Genomic DNA, 17,233 nt, shown 5'->3' on the forward strand with positions numbered 1-17,233 from the left:
TGAACAATGGCAGGGTTAAGTAACACCCCATGAAGCCACTGTTTTGACCTCTCAATCCAACACTGTTGACCTCCCTCAAGTTGCCACAGGCCAAGGCATAGATGCCCAGCCCAGAAAGGGTTTGTCCGCACTGGCGGTAGATGATGAGCCCGGCATGCGTCATTTTCTGGAAAAGGCGCTGGAGACACGTTTTGCCCGTGTAGACACTGCCGGTTCTGTTGAAATGGCCCAAGCCTTGTTCGACAGCCATGACTACAGCACGGTGGTGCTGGATGTGAGCCTGCCTGGAAAAAGCGGTCTGCAATGGTTGAACGAGTTGCGCCAAGGTGGTTATGAGGGCGACGTGATCCTGATTACCGGCTACGCTGACATGGACACTGCGATTGGCGCGTTGCGAGCAGGTGCGCAAGATTTTCTGCAAAAACCATTTCGGATTGACCAGCTTTGGTATGCACTTGATCGCGCCGCAGATCAAAATCGTTTAAAGCGTGAAAACTTTGTATTGAAGAGGGCCGTATCTAACCTGCAGCAAAACGAGCAGGTGATGGTGGGTGAAAGCCCGATCGTGCGTCAGCTTCGAAAGCTCGTGGCCAAGGTGGCCCCCACCGACTCAACCGTCTTGCTCACCGGCGAATCTGGCTCAGGCAAAGAAGTGTTGGCGCGAACGCTACATGGAATGAGCTTGCGCAGCGAACGTCCTTTTGTGCCGATTAACTGTGGGGCCATTTCCCCGGAATTGATTGAAAGCGAGTTATTTGGTCATGCCAAGGGTGCATTCACGGGTGCCAATGAGTCCCATCAGGGCTTGTTCTACTATGCGCAAGGTGGCACCTTGTTTCTCGACGAAATTGGCGAGTTGCCGCTCAGCATGCAAACCAAGTTGTTGCGCGTTCTTGAAGACCGGCGAATTCGCCCAGTGGGCAGTACCAAGGAGGTGGATGTAGACGTTCGCATCGTGGCTGCCACCAACGTGAATCTGGATGTTGAGGTAAAGCGTGGACGCTTCCGGCAAGACTTGTATTATCGCTTGCAGGTCATGCCGATTGAAATGCCACCATTGCGTAGCCGCCCCGAAGACATTGAGCTTTTGGCCAACTATTTCATTAAGGTGTTTGCCAAAAAGCTACGCATCGATCCCTTAAAAATAAGCCCGGATATGTTGGCTCGTCTTCAAGCGTACGAATGGCCAGGTAACGTGCGAGAGCTACGTAACTTCATTGAGCGCTCATTGATTTTGGGTTATTTCCCCAAAGAAGATTTGCCTTTGAATTTGGATCTCGATGAGCGGGAGCACACCGCCGAGGACCCTCAGAACGAGTCGCTTGAACAAGTTGAAAAGACCCACATTCTTCGTGTACTGAATGCCTGCAGTGGCAATAAATCCGAGGCAGCACGCCGCTTGGGCGTGTCCCGAAAAACGCTTGAACGAAAGTGCATGGCGTGGAGCCAAGAATAGGTCAGCGGCCGTTTCCGCCTCGCGGGCATTTTTGGCCCAGCCACTGGACTGTTAAAACCAAACTGGTTGTTACAGCCTGTATTCCTTTGCTGGTCCTGATTCCAATTGTGGCCATGCTGGTGTGGTCGGCTGGGCAGGCCGCTTATACGAAAATTCTGATTTCAAAAGTGCGCAGTGATTTGGTGCTTGCGCAGCAAGAGTTCACCGATGTGCAGGAGAGTAGATCACAGGCTTTGAAAGCATGGTCTGAAAGCGCTTACCTTCGAAGTTTGCTGAGTCAGCGGGGCGGTAAGCTGAACAACAAAGACTTGCAGGCCCAAGCTGAGCGACTCGGTTTTGCTTACTTGCGTTTGATCAGTCCAACCGGAATGGTGTTGAGTTCGTTTCCCTCACGCTTGCCGTACATGCTTGATCCTGAGGTGCAAAAGTCGGTGAAGTTTCGTGAGTCGGGCAGTTACACCGTATTGTTGTCGAATAAAGAGCTGATGGATATCTCGCCTGATCTAGCCTCTCGCGCTGTTCAAGCGATCATTCCCACATCCAACGCCACGCCATCACCCAAAAGTGCTGAAGATCGTGGCTTGGTCGTTCAGGTTTTGCAACCTGTGTTTAACGATGGAAACATGTTGGGTTACCTGGAGGGCGGGCTGCTGTTAAACGGCAACCTGGGCTTGGTGGATGAAATCAATAACCTGATTTATTCGCCGAATACTTTGCTGGAGGGTTCCATTGGCACTACCACCATTTTTCTGGAGGATGTGCGCGTGGCGACTACAGTTCGTCGCGACGGCGAATCGCGTGCGCTGGGCACTCGAGTGTCCGATGTGGTTCGGCAAAGCGTCTTGGGCCGTGGAGAGGTATGGCTGGAGCGCGCATTTGTCGTGAACGACTGGTACGTAGCCGCTTACGCGCCGCTGCTTAGCCCGGAAGGTGCCCGAATCGGTATGTTCTATGTGGGTTTTTTGGAGGCCCCCTATGCCAACATAAAAACCCAGTTGCTCATTTTGTTTTTGTTGGCTGTGGGCACCGCCATGGTGTTGGGCGCCATGATGGTGGTGCGTTTGACATCCGGAATTTTTTATCCCCTTCGCCGCATGAATTACATCATGAGCCTGCAGGAACGTGGAGATACTGCAGCCCGAGTGGGTGATCTTCGCCGTGAAGACGAATTTGCTGACCTTGCCAATCATTTTGATGCCTTGCTGGATCAGTTGGATGCACGACGCAGCGAACTACTTGGATTGAATGAGCAACTGGATGAGCGAGTACGGCAGCGAACCGCCGACTTGCAGGCCGCCAATCAAAAACTGCATCAGGCGGTGGAGCAGTTGTTGGCCTCAGAAAAGCTGGCAGCCTTGGGGCAATTGACTGCCGGTATTGCGCATGAATTCAACAATCCGTTGGCAATTATGATGGGGCATCTGGATTTGATCCGAATGACCTTGAACGATCCAGAAAGCCTGAAAACGGTGCGTTTGCTGGATGAGCAAGTACACCGCATGCGTAATATCGTACAAAAGCTGCTGCAGTTTTGCCGGCCAGATGAATACGCTTCCTATACCGAAGAAATCAATGTCAATGAAATCATTCAGGACAGCATTTTGTTTGTTCGGAATGAAATTGACATGGCCCGTGCGCAATTGAAGTTTGATTTCTCGGCACAACAAACCGTTCAAATCAGCAAAACTGAATTGCAGCAAGTCATGGTGAATTTGTTGATCAATGCAACCCATGCTCTGGAAGGACAGTTCGATGCGCAGTTTGCCGCATTGAACGAGGGCCCCACCATTTCAATAAAAACTGCCGACGTTCGTCTAAGTGACGGTCAGCCCGCAGTGCAGATTCTGGTGCAAAACAACGGCGAAGCAATTCCCCCGGATCGTCTGCAGCTTATTTTTAAAATGTTTTACACCAGCAAACAGGCGGGTCGCGGAACAGGTCTGGGTCTGCCTGTGTCGCGTATGCTGGTACAACGTTATGGCGGTGATTTGTGGGCCACAAGCCCGGTAGTGCCGGAAGTTGAGCCACAATTCGGTGCATGTTTTGAAATTGTATTGCGTTGCAAGGCTCGCCCGTCCGCAGATATTTTGAAAGAAACAGGTCAACAACTTTTGTTGATTGAAAAGCAACTGTCAGAAGGAAACTGAAGTGCCCAAGGTGTTTGGCTTTGCCGGATTCTCCGGCGTGGGTAAAACCACATTGATTGAACAGCTTTTGCCTATTTTGATTGGCGAGGGCGTCCGGGTGTCTGTCATTAAACACGCGCATCATGATTTTGACATCGACCGGCCCGGCAAAGACTCCTACAGACATCGAGAAGCGGGTGCCTATGAAGTACTGATTACCGCGAACAAACGTTGGGTGTTAATGCACGAGTTGCGCAACGAAGAGGAGCCTACACTCGATGAGCAACTTGAAAAACTGTCGCCTTGTGACCTGGTTATTGTTGAAGGATTTAAGCGGGCAGATATTCCTAAAATTGAAATTTGGCGCGAGGCCAATGGCAAGCCGATGTTGTATCCTCAAGACCCGAACATTATTGCGGTCGCCTGCGACAATGAAATTGAATGCCGCGGCTTGCCAGTGCTTCCCTTGAATGACCCGGCATCGATTGCGAAATTTATATTGAAATGGTTTGTGAATGATTGATTTGAATGATCTGCTTGAGCAGGTGTGGCCGATTGCCGCCCAGCAGGCAACACCGACTGAGTACGTCAGTTTGAACATTGCGCTTAACCGGGTTTTGGCGCAGGACATTCTCTCCAGTTTGAATGTACCGCAACACGACAACAGTGGTATGGATGGGTATGCGGTTCGTCGTGCGGATATTCAGCCTTCCTCATGCTATCAGGTGTCACAACGTGTGCCGGCGGGTGCCTCACCCCAGCCCTTGCAGCCCGGTACCGTGGCGCGAATATTTACCGGTGCGCCAATTCCGCCCGGCGCAGATTCCGTGGTGATGCAGGAAGATGTTGTGGTGAATGACGAAGCCAGCGTAACGTTCAACGCCACGCCAAGGCTTGGGCAGTGGGTACGGCGAACTGGCGAAGACATTGCCACAGGGCAGGTGGTATTGGCCAAAGGCACCCGCCTGGATGCGATTCACGTGGGTTTGCTCGCTTCGATTGGTGTATCAACCGTGTTGGTTAGCAAGCGCCTGAAAGTGGGGGTCATGGTTACTGGCAGCGAGCTTCAAAGTCCCGGTCAGGTTTTACAGCCCGGTCAAATTTACAATTCCAACGAGTATGTGTGGTGCGGTCTTCTTGAATCGATGAATGTTGAGGTGCGCTCAGTGGGTATCGTTCCTGACAACCTCGAGGCCACATGCACTGCGTTTCAGTCCTTGGCCGATTGCGATGCTGTCATCAGCTCGGGTGGGGTGTCGGTGGGCGAAGAAGACCACGTGAAACCGGCGATTGAGAAAGTAGGGCAGTTGCGCTCATGGAAAGTGGCGATGAAGCCCGGCAAGCCGATTGCATTTGGCCACATCAATCGCCCGGGTGGCGGGCAAAGCTGGTTTTTCGGATTGCCTGGTAACCCGGTGTCCAGCGCTGTTGCTTTTCAATTGATTGTGAAGCCTTTTTTGGGTTTGCTGGAAGGGCAAACTCGAGAAAAAGTCGATTGGCGTTCGCGCACAAGAAAGGTTCAGGCCGAATTTGCCTGGCCTACGCCTGATTCTCGCCGAGAGGAGTTTTTACGCGCAGATGTACAATCGGACAAAGCAAAATTATTTGAAAACCAGAGCTCGGGTGTATTAACCTCGCTGGCCAGATCCACCGGCTTGATCCGGCTGGCCAAAGGACAGCGAGTCAACCCGGGTGACTGGGTTGATTACGTGGCGTATCAGGATTTGATGAGATGAAAGTAAAAGTGCGGTTTTTTGCCAGTTTGAAAGAACAGTTAGGGCAAGACAGCTTAGAGGTAAATGCGGCGTTTTCACCAGCAACCGTGGCGGGTTTGCGTGCGCATTTGTGCGCCGAGTATCCTGGTTTTGCCAAGGCCATTGCCGAGGTCGGGCGTCTGCGTGCCGCTGTTGATCAAGATATGGCTGACGATGAAACACCAGTGGGCGAGCAGGCTGAAGTCGCTTTTTTCCCGCCGGTGACAGGGGGGTAAAATGAAACGTTCCAAGGTGTTGGTTCAAGAGGCAGACTTTGATGTGACCGAAGAAATTCGTTGGCTTCGCCAGGGTTTGCCCGAAATTGGTGCAGTGGCTACCTTCATTGGCACCGTACGCGACATCAACGAAAACAGCGCTGTAAGTGCCATGACACTGGAACATTATCCGGGCATGACTGAAAAAGCCCTTGAAAATATTCTGCAGGTGGCTGATGCGCGGTTCGACATTACCTCGGCGATGATCATTCACCGTGTAGGCCCCCTGTATCCCGAGGATCAAATCGTGTTTGCCGCGGCCACCAGCGAACATCGTCAGCAGGCCTTTCTGGCTTGCGAGTTCATGATGGACTATCTGAAAACCGAGGCCCCTTTCTGGAAAAAAGAGGACACGCCTGAGGGCTCTCGCTGGGTGTCGGCTCGCGACAGCGACGACTCTGCCAAAGAGCGTTGGGAGCAAGCCCAGTGAATGCGTTTAATGCACTTGCAGTATTTATAGGGGCTGGCTTGGGCGGAGTGGGGCGGTATGGGCTTGGCCTGTTGTTGGTTCAGCCCGCGTGGTTGCCGTTTCAAATAGGCACTTTAATGGTCAACCTGATTGGTGGTTTTGTCGCGGGTGTGTTGTTTTCAGTGTTGGGGCCAGCTTGGCTGAAGGCTAATCCGCTCGGACTCTTTCTGATGACAGGCGTATTGGGTGGGTTAACCACGTTCTCCGCCTTCACCGCCGAAGGAGCCAATCTGCTATTGGACAAGCCCCTGCTGGCTCTGGGTCATGCCCTCGTTCATGTGTTGGGTTGTCTGGCTGCATTCTTGTTGGCCGGAAAGTTGTTTGGTCTTTTCGGCCAATAAAAATAGCGATCATCACGCTGTTTAATGTTGTTCCCATGGCAAGCCGTGGAAACGCCAGCCGTTCACACTTGAACGTTGGTGAAAATCGTTCTTGTCGCCTTCAAATCCTTCCAGCACATTGATCGCAAACTCAAAACCGTGCTTGGCTGCCAGCGCTGCTGCATGATGTGATCGGGCCCCACTACGACAGATGAAAAGTACTGGTTGGTGTTTCTCGACCCTTGCCTCAATTTGAGCAATGAAATCGGGATTGCGTATGCCATCGGGATAGTTATTCCACTCGACGTGAAATGATCGGTCTTCTGAAAAACTTACCTGTCCAACCCAGTCCAGTTCGGCATCGGTTCGCACATCGATCAACACGGCGTTCTCGTCGATATTCAGTAGTTCCCATGCCTCTTTGGGGGTTAAAGCACCCAAATAGCCCAGTCCTTTTTCAGAGGCGTAACTTTTCGCCAAGTCGATCAATTGTTGTGAAGTGGATGACATGAAAGAGTGTTCGCAAGTGATTTCATTGTTGAGTATATTGTAATACAAGCATGTGATCGATTAGGCAAAATACTAATCTGCACGATAATGGTGCGTAGTGCACTGTGATGGTGCAAAAGAATTGAGGATGCTTCAAGATCGTCTGTCGAGAGCCTTGATTTAAGGTCGGTCTCAAGTTGGTATGGTCTTTGCTTTATCACTCCACGTCGAAGATTGAATTCGCGCTGAGCGTCATATATAGCGGTATCGAACGTGCTATTGTTTCGCTTAAATCGAAGAGTTCAACTCAAATTTTTTTTAGATCACTATTCCACCTCACGTACCAGGAGATTTTCAATGGCGACCGCCCAAGATGTAATGAAGATGGTTGCGGAAAATGAAGTGAAGTTTGTTGACTTCCGCTTCACCGACACCAAAGGCAAAGAACAGCACGTGTCTGTGCCAGTTAAGATGTTTGACGAAGACAAGTTCGAGTCTGGCCACGCATTCGACGGCTCTTCCATCGCCGGCTGGAAAGGCATTGAAGCCTCTGACATGCTGTTGATGCCTGATCCTGATACAGCTCGCATGGACCCATTCCGTGAAGAGCCGACACTGATTTTGACCTGTGACGTAATCGAGCCAACTGACGGCAAGGGTTACGACCGCGATCCACGCTCCATCGCACGTCGCGCTGAAGCCTACCTGAAGTCCTCTGGCCTGGGCGACACTGCCTACTTCGGTCCAGAACCCGAATTCTTCATTTTCGACAGCATCACCTGGGGTGATGAAATGTCTGGCTGTTTCTTCAAGATCAAGTCTGAAGAAGCTGCATGGTCTACCGGCATCGATTACGAGCACGGTAACCTGGGTCACCGTCCCACAGTGAAAGGTGGTTACTTCCCAGTGTCCCCAACCGATTCATTCCAGGACATCCGTTCTGAAATGTGTCTGTTGCTGGAACAGCAGGGCGTACCGGTTGAAGTGCACCACCACGAAGTGGCTGGCGCTGGTCAAAACGAAATCGGCACCATGTTCTCTACGCTGACAAAGCGCGCTGACTGGACACAGATTTTGAAGTACACCGTATGGAACGTTGCTGCCAGCTATGGCAAAACAGCCACCTTCATGCCCAAGCCAATGTGGGGTGACAACGGTTCCGGCATGCACGTTCACCAGTCAGTCTGGAAAGATGGCGTAAACCTGTTTGCAGGCAATGGCTATGCAGGCTTGTCTGATTTCGCCTTGTACTACATCGGCGGTATCATCAAGCACGCCCGTGCCCTGAACGCGATCACCAACCCATCGACCAACTCCTACAAGCGTTTGGTGCCCGGCTACGAAGCACCGGTGAAGCTGGCTTACTCTGCCAAGAACCGTTCCGCGTCCATCCGTATTCCACACGTGGCCAACCCCAAGGGTCGTCGCATTGAAGCGCGTTTCCCGGATCCCATGGCCAACCCATACCTGGCATTCTCTGCCTTGTTGATGGCTGGTCTGGACGGTGTTCAGAACAAGATTCACCCAGGTGAAGCAGCAACCAAGAACCTGTACGACTTGCCACCAGAAGAAGACGCATTGGTACCAACCGTGTGTCACAGCCTGGAACAGGCACTTGAGGCTCTAGAGGCTGATCACGAATTCCTGACACGCGGTGGCGTGTTCAGCAAGGACATGATCGAGTCCTATATCGCCTTGAAGATGGAAGAAGTTCAGCGCATGCGCATGACTCCACACCCCATCGAATACGATATGTACTACGGCCTGTAATTCAGACGATTTGTATTGATCGAATGTGAAAATGGCCCTGCACTGATCAAGTGCAGGGCCATTTTTCATTTTCAGTTATTTGTAAAGGATCTACCCCGTCTGGTATCAGCACTCGCCTTCCGTGGGGAGGGGTTGCGCAAGGGGATCAAGTATCATGAAAGTCGTCCGGAATTTTTTAGAGATGCAATCATGGTGAAGTCGAGCCTTATTCAATATCCACTCATCGTCTTGTTGTCAGGGCTACTTGTTGTGCCCAAGGCGTATGCCAAAGGAACCGAGATGTTTGTGTGTACCGGTGCAGACGGCGTGCGGACTTATCAAAACTCGGACGGTGGTGATGGTTGTGTTCCCTTGAACCTGAATCCAATTACTGTGGTACCTGCTCCGCGCTCAGCCTCGAAGAGTGGCGGTATTTCTGACCCAGTCTCGGCTGGCGGGTCAGGGCGACGAGCCACAGCGGCCTATGACAATCGATCGGCCGCAGATTTCAATGCCAAAGATGATCGAATGAAAATTTTGCAAGAAGAATTGCGCATTGAAGAAAGCAAATTGAAGTCTTTGCAAGACGAATACAAAAAAGGTCAACCTGATCGTTTGGGCAGTGAGAAAAATTATCAAAAATATTTGGACCGGGTTTCGCGATTGGAACAAGAAATCATGGTGACCAATGACAATATTGAAATACTTAAAACTGAATTGATCCGGCTGTCGAAATAGAGATATTGAAACCAGTCGTATCGCTACGAGGACGAAGTGAAAAAAGAACGGTTTCAAGGTCTGGAGTTGTTGGCCACTGCGGTGGTGGTAAGTAATCTCGAAGGTGTGGTGTTGTACGCCAACCTGTCAGCCGAAACCCTGCTGGAAGTCTCCCGGCGCAGTCTGGACGGGCAGGCGCTGGCAGCTTTGTTCGTTGAGGCCAATGCGTTTCGGGAATTTCTCAACAAATCCCATGCCGATCCTTTCGGCGTGAAGCGGCAGGTGTTCGAGTTGATTCGACCCAGTGGCACCTCCGAGCATGTGCACGTCACATTGTCTTGTCCCGATGGTGCAAACGGAGTGACCATCATTGAACTGCGTGAAATTGAGCAGCAGTTGAAGGTAGACCGTGAGGCCAGGATGATGGATCAGTCACTGGCCAACAAAGAGCTGATTCGCAACTTGGCGCATGAAATCAAGAATCCGCTCGGCGGCATTCGTGGCGCAGCCCAGTTACTCGAAATTGAATTGCCTTCACCTGAACTGAAAGAATACACACAGGTGGTGATTAAAGAATCCGATCGTCTGCAAACCTTGGTTGATCGCCTGCTTGCTCCGCACCGGAAACCCCACATTGTGTCCATGATGAACATTCATGAAGTGTGTGAGCGGGTACGTTCGGTCATTTTGGCCGAGCATCCCAAGGGCCTGAAATTCATTCGAGACTACGACATCTCGATCCCTGAGTTCTTGGGAGATTTGGAGCAGCTCATTCAGGCAATCCTGAATATAGTGCGCAATGCTGCACAAGCTTTGACATCGCAGATCGCCGAAGGCACTGCTCAAATAACACTATGCACCAGAGTGGTGCGTAGGGTAACCTTAAACCGCAAACAACACAGGCTGGCATTAGACTTGCAAGTGATCGACAACGGACCCGGCATACCCACCGAGATTATGGAAAGAATTTTTTTCCCATTGGTCTCGGGGCGTGAGGGTGGCAGTGGTTTGGGCTTGACGTTGGCTCAAACTTTCGTGCAACAACACGAAGGCATTATTGAATGCAGCTCCACACCGGGAAGAACACTTTTTAAAGTCACATTGCCGCTGCAGTTTGATCACGCTACCAGCTGAGCGGTTTTAAGGAACCACAATTAATGCGTCCAATTTGGGTTGTTGATGATGACCACTCCATTCGTTGGGTCTTGCAGAAAGCAATTTCCCGCGAAGGAATTCCTTGCGAAATTTTTTCGTCAGCCGCCGAAGTTCTGGAGCGACTGGAAACTGAGGTGCCACAAGTTTTGGTCTCGGACATTCGAATGCCTGGGCAAAGTGGGCTAACCCTGTTGTCCAAGGTGCGCGAGTTGCAGCCCGATTTGCCAGTCATCATCATGACTGCGTATTCTGATCTGGACAGCGCGGTATCTGCCTTTCAGGGTGGGGCGTTTGAGTACTTGCCCAAACCTTTTGATATTGAAAAGGCGGTTGAGCTGATTTTACGCGCGGTGCGTGAATCTCAAACTGAAGAGTTTGTTGAGGAAGCCGATTCAAGTGCACCTGAAATTCTGGGGCAAGCGCCTGCCATGCAGGAGGTGTTTCGCGCGATTGGTCGTTTGTCTCAGTCCAATGTCACGGTGCTGATTACCGGCGAGAGTGGCGCAGGCAAAGAATTGGTGGCCCGCGCTTTGCACCGCCACAGCCCGCGTGCTTCAAAACCTTTTATTGCACTGAATACCGCGGCCATTCCCAAAGACCTGCTTGAATCAGAGTTGTTTGGGCATGAGCGTGGCTCTTTTACGGGCGCTCAGGCTCAACGGCAAGGCCGGTTCGAGCAGGCCGAGGGCGGCACTCTGTTTCTTGACGAAATCGGCGACATGCCAGCCGAGTTGCAAACCCGCTTGCTGAGGGTTTTGTCGGACGGGCATTTTTATCGTGTTGGCGGGCAGCAGCCTATCAAGGCCAATGTGCGGGTGATCGCCGCCACACACCAGAACCTGGATGAGCGGGTGAAGCAGGGTATGTTCCGGGAAGACTTGTATCACCGCTTGAATGTGATTCGTCTCCGCTTGCCACCGCTGCGTGAACGTCAAGAAGACATTCCCATCCTTGCCAAGCATTTCCTCAATGTGTCGGCTCGGGAGTTAGGCACGGAAACAAAACGTTTGTCCGACTCAGCCATTCGAATCATCAGTGAATTTCCTTTCCCGGGTAACGTTCGCCAGTTGGAAAATGTGTGCCGCTGGATCACGGTAATGGCACCTGCACAGTTGGTGGAAGCGCGTGACTTGCCCCCGGAATTGAAAGCCTTCCAGAACGGTGGGGCCACCGCATTGGAGAAAATGTCAGCCAACTCCCCAAGCCCCAATCTTTGGCTTGCCGAGAGTAATCCTTTATTGCCCGCAACTGCCACACCTACCTTGCAGCCGAACTCGGGCATGTTGGCTGGCAAGTATCCTGTCGACACAGCATCGGTGGATACACTTGTGAGTCCGCCTGTGCCAGTGGGTAGTGCCAGTTGGTTGGAGCTGTTGTTTATTGAAGCCGAGAAAGCACTGGAAAGCGGTCAGCCCGATGTCATGGATGCATTGACCGCGAAGTTTGAAACCACCATGATTCAAGCGGCTTTGAAAGCCACGCATGGCAAGCGGATTGAGGCGGCCCAGCGTTTGGGAATAGGGCGCAATACCATTACCCGGAAAATTCAGGATTTGAATATTGATGTCAAAGACATTGATTGAGAATCGCCAACGTTCATAAAAAAAGCCTCTGCATGCAGAGGCTTTTTTGTTGTTGCAAGTGGCGTTGAACTTACATGTTCTTGACTTGAAACTTTTTCAGGATATTTGACAGGTCGGTAGCCACACCTTTCAGACCCGAGACTGCATTGGCTGCGCGGCGTGCCATGTCCAGGTTGCCTTCCGACAACTGGGCTACCACTTCGACCTGTTGTCCAATGCTTTCCGAAGCCTGATTTTGTTCAAGCAGCGCGGCGTGAATGTTTTCAACCGAGTGGGCTACAGCCGAGGAGTCGGCCGTGATCTGGTTCATGGCTTGACCTGCGCGGTCTACCAGTTCAACACCCTTTTTCACGCTTTCTACTGCCATGTCCATGTTGTTCACAGCCACGCCAGAGCTGTTTTGAATGGCTTCGATCATGCCGTGAATGTCATCTGTCGACTTACGGGTTCGTTCAGCCAGTTTGCGAACTTCATCGGCCACCACCGAGAAACCACGCCCTTGTTCGCCTGCGCGTGCAGCCTCAATGGCGGCGTTCAAGGCCAGCAAGTTGGTTTGTTCGGCAATGCCTTTGATGATCAGGGCAATCTCTGAAATTTCCCTGGATTGTTCGCCCAACTGTTGAATGACGCTGGCCGTCCCTTGAACATTTTCGGAGATTTTGTGCATTTGTTGCGTGGCGGAATTGATCGCACCCAAGCCATCGTCTGCCAACTGGCGCGCTTTGTTGCTTACGTCTTTGGCTTCGGTGGCCGATTCGCCCACGCTGGAGATTGACGAAGACATTTCTTCAACTGCGGCCGCCATGCCTGACGCAGCATCGCTACCCGAGGCTGCACCTTTACTGAGTTCTTCGCTGGTTTGAACAAGATCTTCCGATGCCTCTTGAACCTGGTCCGTGCTGCGTTTTACTGCACCCAAGGCTTGTTCCATGCTTTCAGCCATGCGGTTCATGCTGCGGGCCAACAAACTGATTTCGTTTTTGGTTGCTACGCTGCCATTGGTCACTTCATCACCGGCACGTGCCGTCATGTCGCCATTGCCCAGTTTCAAAGCTAGGGCCGTAAGTACCTTGGTCGAGCTTGTCAGGCGGCTTGTAACCCAGAACAAGGCAAGCGCAATGACCATAGAGGCAATCAGACCCATGATCACCATCATGCCCGACATCGCGTAAATTGTGCTGAACATCTCGGAGGTGAGCGCTGGTGCAACAATCGCCGCACCGCCCCACTGGGGTACTTTGGTGAAGGCAACAAATTCTGTGCGGTTTTCACCTGATTTCGGATCATTCCAGCTAATTTGGGTAATGCCGCTGTCTTCTTTGGTGATTTTGTCGAGCAAGCCTTGCAAATCTGATTCTTTGGTCGCCAGTTCTTTGAATTCATCACCTTTGAACTGTGAGTGAATCATCACTTTGCCCGCATTGGCACCTGTGGTGTACAGCACGTAAGGAATGCCGGTTTCACCAATGCGTGTGCTTAACACCGCATTTTGAACGTCGGCGAACAGGTTGGTCATGTCAAAGCCAATGTAAAGCACCAAATCGTGTTGACCGTCGGTGCTTTTGATCGGCAGGTACTTCGACATGTAACGTTTGCCAAACAGCAGGGCTTCACCCACATAAGTTTCGCCTTTGATCACTTTGGCGTAGCTGGGATGGCTTCGGTCCAACTTGGTGCCCACTGCGCGGTCACCATTTTCTTTTTTCAGGCTGGTTGAAATTCTCAGGTAGTCGTCACCTGTGCGAACAAACACCGTGGCAATACCGCCTGTCATTTTTGTGAAATTGTCCACCACACCATAGTTGCCGGTAATGAAAGTCGAATCCAGAGTCACCATAGGCCCGTCAATTTCAGGCGTAATGGAAATAGGTTGCTCTGGATCAACCAGCAACTCGCCGTTGAACTCAACTTCAAACAACTCTGCAAGCTGGGTCACAGAGCTTTCAGAGAGCTTGTAGGCGATGTCCATGGTTTGTCTCAAACCTTCGGCCTGTGTTGATACGGCGCGTTCGGTTCGGGCTGTGGCTGCATTGAAGGTATACGCAGCCGTAATGCCGACCAGACTCAATACAATCAGGGCCACCAAGGCGGCGCTGGTAAAGCTGATCTGTTTGGAAAGGGGCAGAGTCTTTAGGTTCATGGTGCGAAGCGATTGGGAAGGTTATGAACAGCATCGATCATCGCACTGCCTACCCCTTACTAATTGCCTAATTAGAGGGGTAAATCGCCTGTTTTACCGAGGTGTTCCCCCTTTTTAAGGGGGATGGACTGATATCTATCGAGAGAGAGTTGCCACGGCGGGGGCGTGGTCAGATGGTTTTTCCCATTTGCGGGGTGCACGGTCGATTACGCTGGCAGTACAGCGTTCAGCCAAAGGTTTTGACAACAAAACATGGTCAATTCTCAGACCTTTGTTTTTCTGAAAACCCAACATGCGGTAGTCCCACCACGAAAAGGTTTTTTCAGGCTGTTCGAACAAACGGAAGCTGTCGACCAAACCCATGTTCAGTAAGGTGTTGAATCGGCCTCGTTCGTCATCCGAGCACAGCACCTGGCCTGCCCAGGCTTTGGGGTCGTGGACATCCCGGTCATCGGGGGCAATGTTGTAGTCGCCCACCAACGCCAGTTTTGGGTATTGAGCCAGCCATGCGTCGCAGTCTTTCAGCAAGGCATCGAGCCACGCCTTTTTGTATTCGAACTTGTCCGACCCCACTTCAGAGCCGTTCACCACGTAGGCGCTGATAAAACGTAAATCGCCAAAGGTGGCAGCAATCACCCGTTTCTGCTCATCTGGAAAGCTGGGCAGGTTGACCTGCACATCGACAGGCTCAGGCATCGTGGCTTTCTTGTACAGAATGGCCACGCCGTTGTATGTTTTCTGGCCAGCATACACGGCGCCGTATCCCGCGGCTTCAAGTTCGGTCAGCGGAAAATTCTCGTCAGTCAATTTCAGTTCTTGCAGGCCCAGTAGATCTACCGGGTTGCCCTCAAGCCATTGCAACAGGTGCGGCAGGCGCACCTTGAGCGAATTCACATTCCAGGTGGCCAGTTGAATATTTGCTGCGCTGTCTGTCATTACGCGGCCTGCCTGTTGTCGACCATGCCAGTGTGGCGCAGCAGTGCGTCGATGCTGGGCTCGCGGCCACGGAAAGCTTTGAACGATTCAGCGGCAGGGCGGCTGCCACCCACGGACAAAATCTCTTCCAGAAACTTTTTGCCGGTTTCCGGGCTGACCACACCATTTTCTTCGAACATGGCAAAGGCATCCGCAGACAACACTTCAGCCCATTTGTAGCTGTAGTAGCCTGCAGCATAGCCGCCCGCGAAAATATGGCTGAACGAGTTCGGAAAGCGGTTGTAGGCTGGTGGAACCAGCACAGCCACCTCTTTGCGTACTTGGGCCAGCAGCTCAAGAATGTTCGCTTCACCGTGTGGGTCAAACTCAGTGTGCACCAACATGTCGAACAGTGAAAACTCGATTTGACGAAGGGTTTGCAAGCCGCTCTGAAAGTTCTTGGCAGCCACCATTTTGTCAAACAGGGCTTTGGGCATGGGTTCGCCTGTAGTTTCGTGTGCGGTCAGCGATTCAACCACACTCCATTCCCAGGCAAAGTTTTCCATGAACTGCGAAGGTAGTTCCACTGCATCCCATTCCACGCCATTGATACCTGCCACATCCAGTTCGTCCACCCGGGTCAACATGTGGTGAATGCCGTGCCCGAATTCATGGAACAGCGTTTGTACATCGTCGTGCGACAACTGCGCAGCTTTGCCGGCAGCCGGTTTGGTGTAGTTACAGGTCAGGTAAGCCACAGGCGTTTGTACCCCTTGCTCGGTGCGTTTGCGACCACGTGCATCGTCCATCCAGGCGCCTGAACGCTTGCTGGCTCGTGCATAGGGGTCGAGGTAAAAGTGTGCGATGGCTTTGCCTTCTTTTTGCACTTCAAAGAAACGCACGTCCGGATGCCATGTGTCGGCTTGGGCTTTCACGATTTGAACGCTGAACAACTTTTCTGTCAGTTTGAACAGGCCGTCCAGCACGCGGTCTTCCTGAAAGTACTGACGTACTTCCAGATCACTGAAGGCATACTTCTGTTCCTTCAGTTTTTCTGAGGCGTAGCTCATGTCCCAGCTTTGCAGATCGTCCATGCCCAGCTCGGTTTTGGCGAATGCCTTGATTTCTTCCAGGTCGCGCAGCGCGAATGGTTTCGCTTTCACTGCCAATTCACGAAGGAAGTTCACGACTTCAGCGGGCGTGTTGGCCATTTTGGGCACCAGGCTAAGTTCCCCAAAGTTTTTGTAGCCCAACATTTGGGCTTCTTCCTGGCGAAGTTGTAGCAGCTCGCGAATCAAGGCTGAATTGTCCAGTTCTGCTGGCCCAAATTCTGAGGCGCGTTTGGCGTAGGCTTCGTAGAGCGTTTCGCGCAATTCACGCTTCTCGGCATATTGCAACACTGGAAAATAAGAAGGGAACTGCAAAGTAAATTTGTAGCCTTCTTTGCCTTCCGATTTTGCAAGTTCCTCGGCCGCTTGCACCGCATATTCTGGAATGCCTGCCAAATCAGCTTTGTCGGTCACGATTAACTCAAAGGCATTGGTGGCATCCAGCACATTCTCGGAAAACTTCGCAGTAATCGCGGCTTGTCTGTCCTGAATTTCTGCATAACGCGGTTTTTTATCTGCTGGCAGTTCAGCACCACCCAGCTTGAAACCACGAATGGAATTGGCCAGCACTTTGAGGCGTGCAGGCGTGAATTGTTTGGCCGCATCGCTTTGTTCAATGGCTTTGTAAATGGCGTACAGGCGCTCATCCTGACCAACCATGGTCCAGAACTCGGTGGTCTTGGGCAAACACGCATTGTAGGCTGCACGCAGTTCTTCAGTGTCAGCCACCGAATGCAAGTGCCCAACCACACCCCAGGCGCGGCTTAGTTGTTCACAGGCAATGTCGAGCGGCAACAGGGTTTCTTCCCAAGTGGCCAGGTCCGGCGCAGTGCTGGCGGTCATTTCCAGCTGCTTTTTTGCAGCGGCGAGCAACGTATCAATGGCGGGCTCCACGTGCTCAGTTTTGATATCCGAAAAACGGGGTAGTCCGGAAAAGTCGAGTAAGGGATTGTTGGTGTCCATTTTCATGCTCATG

The 17,233-nt window shown here is 51.8% G+C and carries 15 protein-coding genes; 11 read left to right on the forward strand and 4 right to left on the reverse strand.

The window, feature by feature from the left end; genetic code table 11:
• Positions 1–43: 43 nt before the first annotated feature.
• From B4N58_RS09555 to B4N58_RS09585, 7 genes are read left to right on the forward strand one after another with little or no spacing between them, the layout of a single operon-like run.
• Positions 44–1,456 (forward strand): sigma-54-dependent transcriptional regulator, encoded by a 1,413-nt coding sequence (locus B4N58_RS09555; RefSeq protein WP_008249895.1) that lies wholly within the window; start codon positions 44–46, stop codon positions 1,454–1,456.
• A complete protein-coding gene (locus B4N58_RS09560; protein WP_291748590.1) occupies positions 1,441–3,603 on the forward strand; it encodes a sensor histidine kinase in 2,163 nt (720 codons plus the stop codon). Before B4N58_RS09555 ends, B4N58_RS09560 begins: the two co-directional genes overlap by 16 nt.
• 1 nt (position 3,604) lies before the next feature.
• On the forward strand, positions 3,605–4,105 hold the full coding sequence (mobB, locus tag B4N58_RS09565) for a molybdopterin-guanine dinucleotide biosynthesis protein B (RefSeq protein WP_291748593.1): 501 nt from the start codon (positions 3,605–3,607) through the stop codon (positions 4,103–4,105).
• Positions 4,098–5,318 carry a gephyrin-like molybdotransferase Glp gene (gene glp, locus B4N58_RS09570; protein WP_291748595.1) on the forward strand — a complete coding sequence of 407 codons (1,221 nt, stop codon included), beginning with the start codon at positions 4,098–4,100 and terminating at the stop codon, positions 5,316–5,318. Before mobB ends, glp begins: the two co-directional genes overlap by 8 nt.
• Positions 5,315–5,572, forward strand: coding sequence for a molybdopterin converting factor subunit 1 (moaD, locus tag B4N58_RS09575; protein WP_008249899.1), 258 nt, complete (start codon positions 5,315–5,317; stop codon positions 5,570–5,572). Before glp ends, moaD begins: the two co-directional genes overlap by 4 nt.
• A 1-nt stretch (position 5,573) precedes the next feature.
• Entirely contained in the window at positions 5,574–6,041 is a 468-nt protein-coding gene (gene moaE / locus B4N58_RS09580) for a molybdopterin synthase catalytic subunit MoaE (RefSeq protein ID WP_008249900.1), read from the forward strand.
• A complete protein-coding gene (locus B4N58_RS09585) occupies positions 6,038–6,421 on the forward strand; it encodes a fluoride efflux transporter FluC (protein ID WP_291748598.1) in 384 nt (127 codons plus the stop codon). The genes moaE and B4N58_RS09585 overlap by 4 nt, the downstream gene beginning before the upstream one ends.
• A gap of 21 nt (positions 6,422–6,442) precedes the next feature.
• Here B4N58_RS09585 and B4N58_RS09590 read toward each other — a convergent pair whose 3' ends face one another.
• Positions 6,443–6,910 (reverse strand): rhodanese-like domain-containing protein, encoded by a 468-nt coding sequence (locus B4N58_RS09590; RefSeq protein WP_008249902.1) that lies wholly within the window; start codon positions 6,908–6,910, stop codon positions 6,443–6,445.
• Positions 6,911–7,246: 336 nt separating this feature from the next.
• Here B4N58_RS09590 and glnA point away from each other — a divergent pair, with 336 nt between their 5' ends.
• The 4 genes from glnA (at position 7,247) to ntrC (ending at position 12,093) form a co-directional block, all read left to right on the forward strand.
• The gene (gene glnA, locus B4N58_RS09595; RefSeq protein ID WP_291748602.1) at positions 7,247–8,659 is read left to right on the forward strand and encodes a type I glutamate--ammonia ligase; all 1,413 of its coding nucleotides are present in this window, start codon (positions 7,247–7,249) and stop codon (positions 8,657–8,659) included.
• Positions 8,660–8,848: 189 nt separating this feature from the next.
• Positions 8,849–9,376: a hypothetical protein gene (locus B4N58_RS09600; protein ID WP_008249904.1), complete on the forward strand. Its 528-nt coding sequence runs from the start codon at positions 8,849–8,851 to the stop codon at positions 9,374–9,376.
• Positions 9,377–9,412: 36 nt separating this feature from the next.
• Positions 9,413–10,489 carry a nitrogen regulation protein NR(II) gene (glnL, locus tag B4N58_RS09605; protein WP_291748607.1) on the forward strand — a complete coding sequence of 359 codons (1,077 nt, stop codon included), beginning with the start codon at positions 9,413–9,415 and terminating at the stop codon, positions 10,487–10,489.
• A 23-nt stretch (positions 10,490–10,512) separates the two neighbouring features.
• Positions 10,513–12,093 (forward strand): nitrogen regulation protein NR(I), encoded by a 1,581-nt coding sequence (ntrC, locus tag B4N58_RS09610; protein WP_291748613.1) that lies wholly within the window; start codon positions 10,513–10,515, stop codon positions 12,091–12,093.
• Between the two features lie 70 nt (positions 12,094–12,163).
• Here ntrC and B4N58_RS09615 read toward each other — a convergent pair whose 3' ends face one another.
• The 3 genes from B4N58_RS09615 to B4N58_RS09625 form a co-directional block, all read right to left on the reverse strand.
• A complete protein-coding gene (locus B4N58_RS09615; protein ID WP_291748616.1) occupies positions 12,164–14,233 on the reverse strand; it encodes a methyl-accepting chemotaxis protein in 2,070 nt (689 codons plus the stop codon).
• 135 nt (positions 14,234–14,368) lie between these two features.
• Positions 14,369–15,169, reverse strand: a complete 801-nt coding sequence (xth, locus tag B4N58_RS09620; RefSeq protein WP_291748619.1) for an exodeoxyribonuclease III — start codon at positions 15,167–15,169, stop codon at positions 14,369–14,371.
• A complete protein-coding gene (locus tag B4N58_RS09625; RefSeq protein WP_291748622.1) occupies positions 15,169–17,232 on the reverse strand; it encodes a M3 family metallopeptidase in 2,064 nt (687 codons plus the stop codon). Before B4N58_RS09625 ends, xth begins: the two co-directional genes overlap by 1 nt.
• Position 17,233 lies beyond the last annotated feature (1 nt).

This window comes from Limnobacter sp. UBA3528, from assembly GCF_002377005.1.
GTDB lineage: Bacteria > Pseudomonadota > Gammaproteobacteria > Burkholderiales > Burkholderiaceae_B > Limnobacter.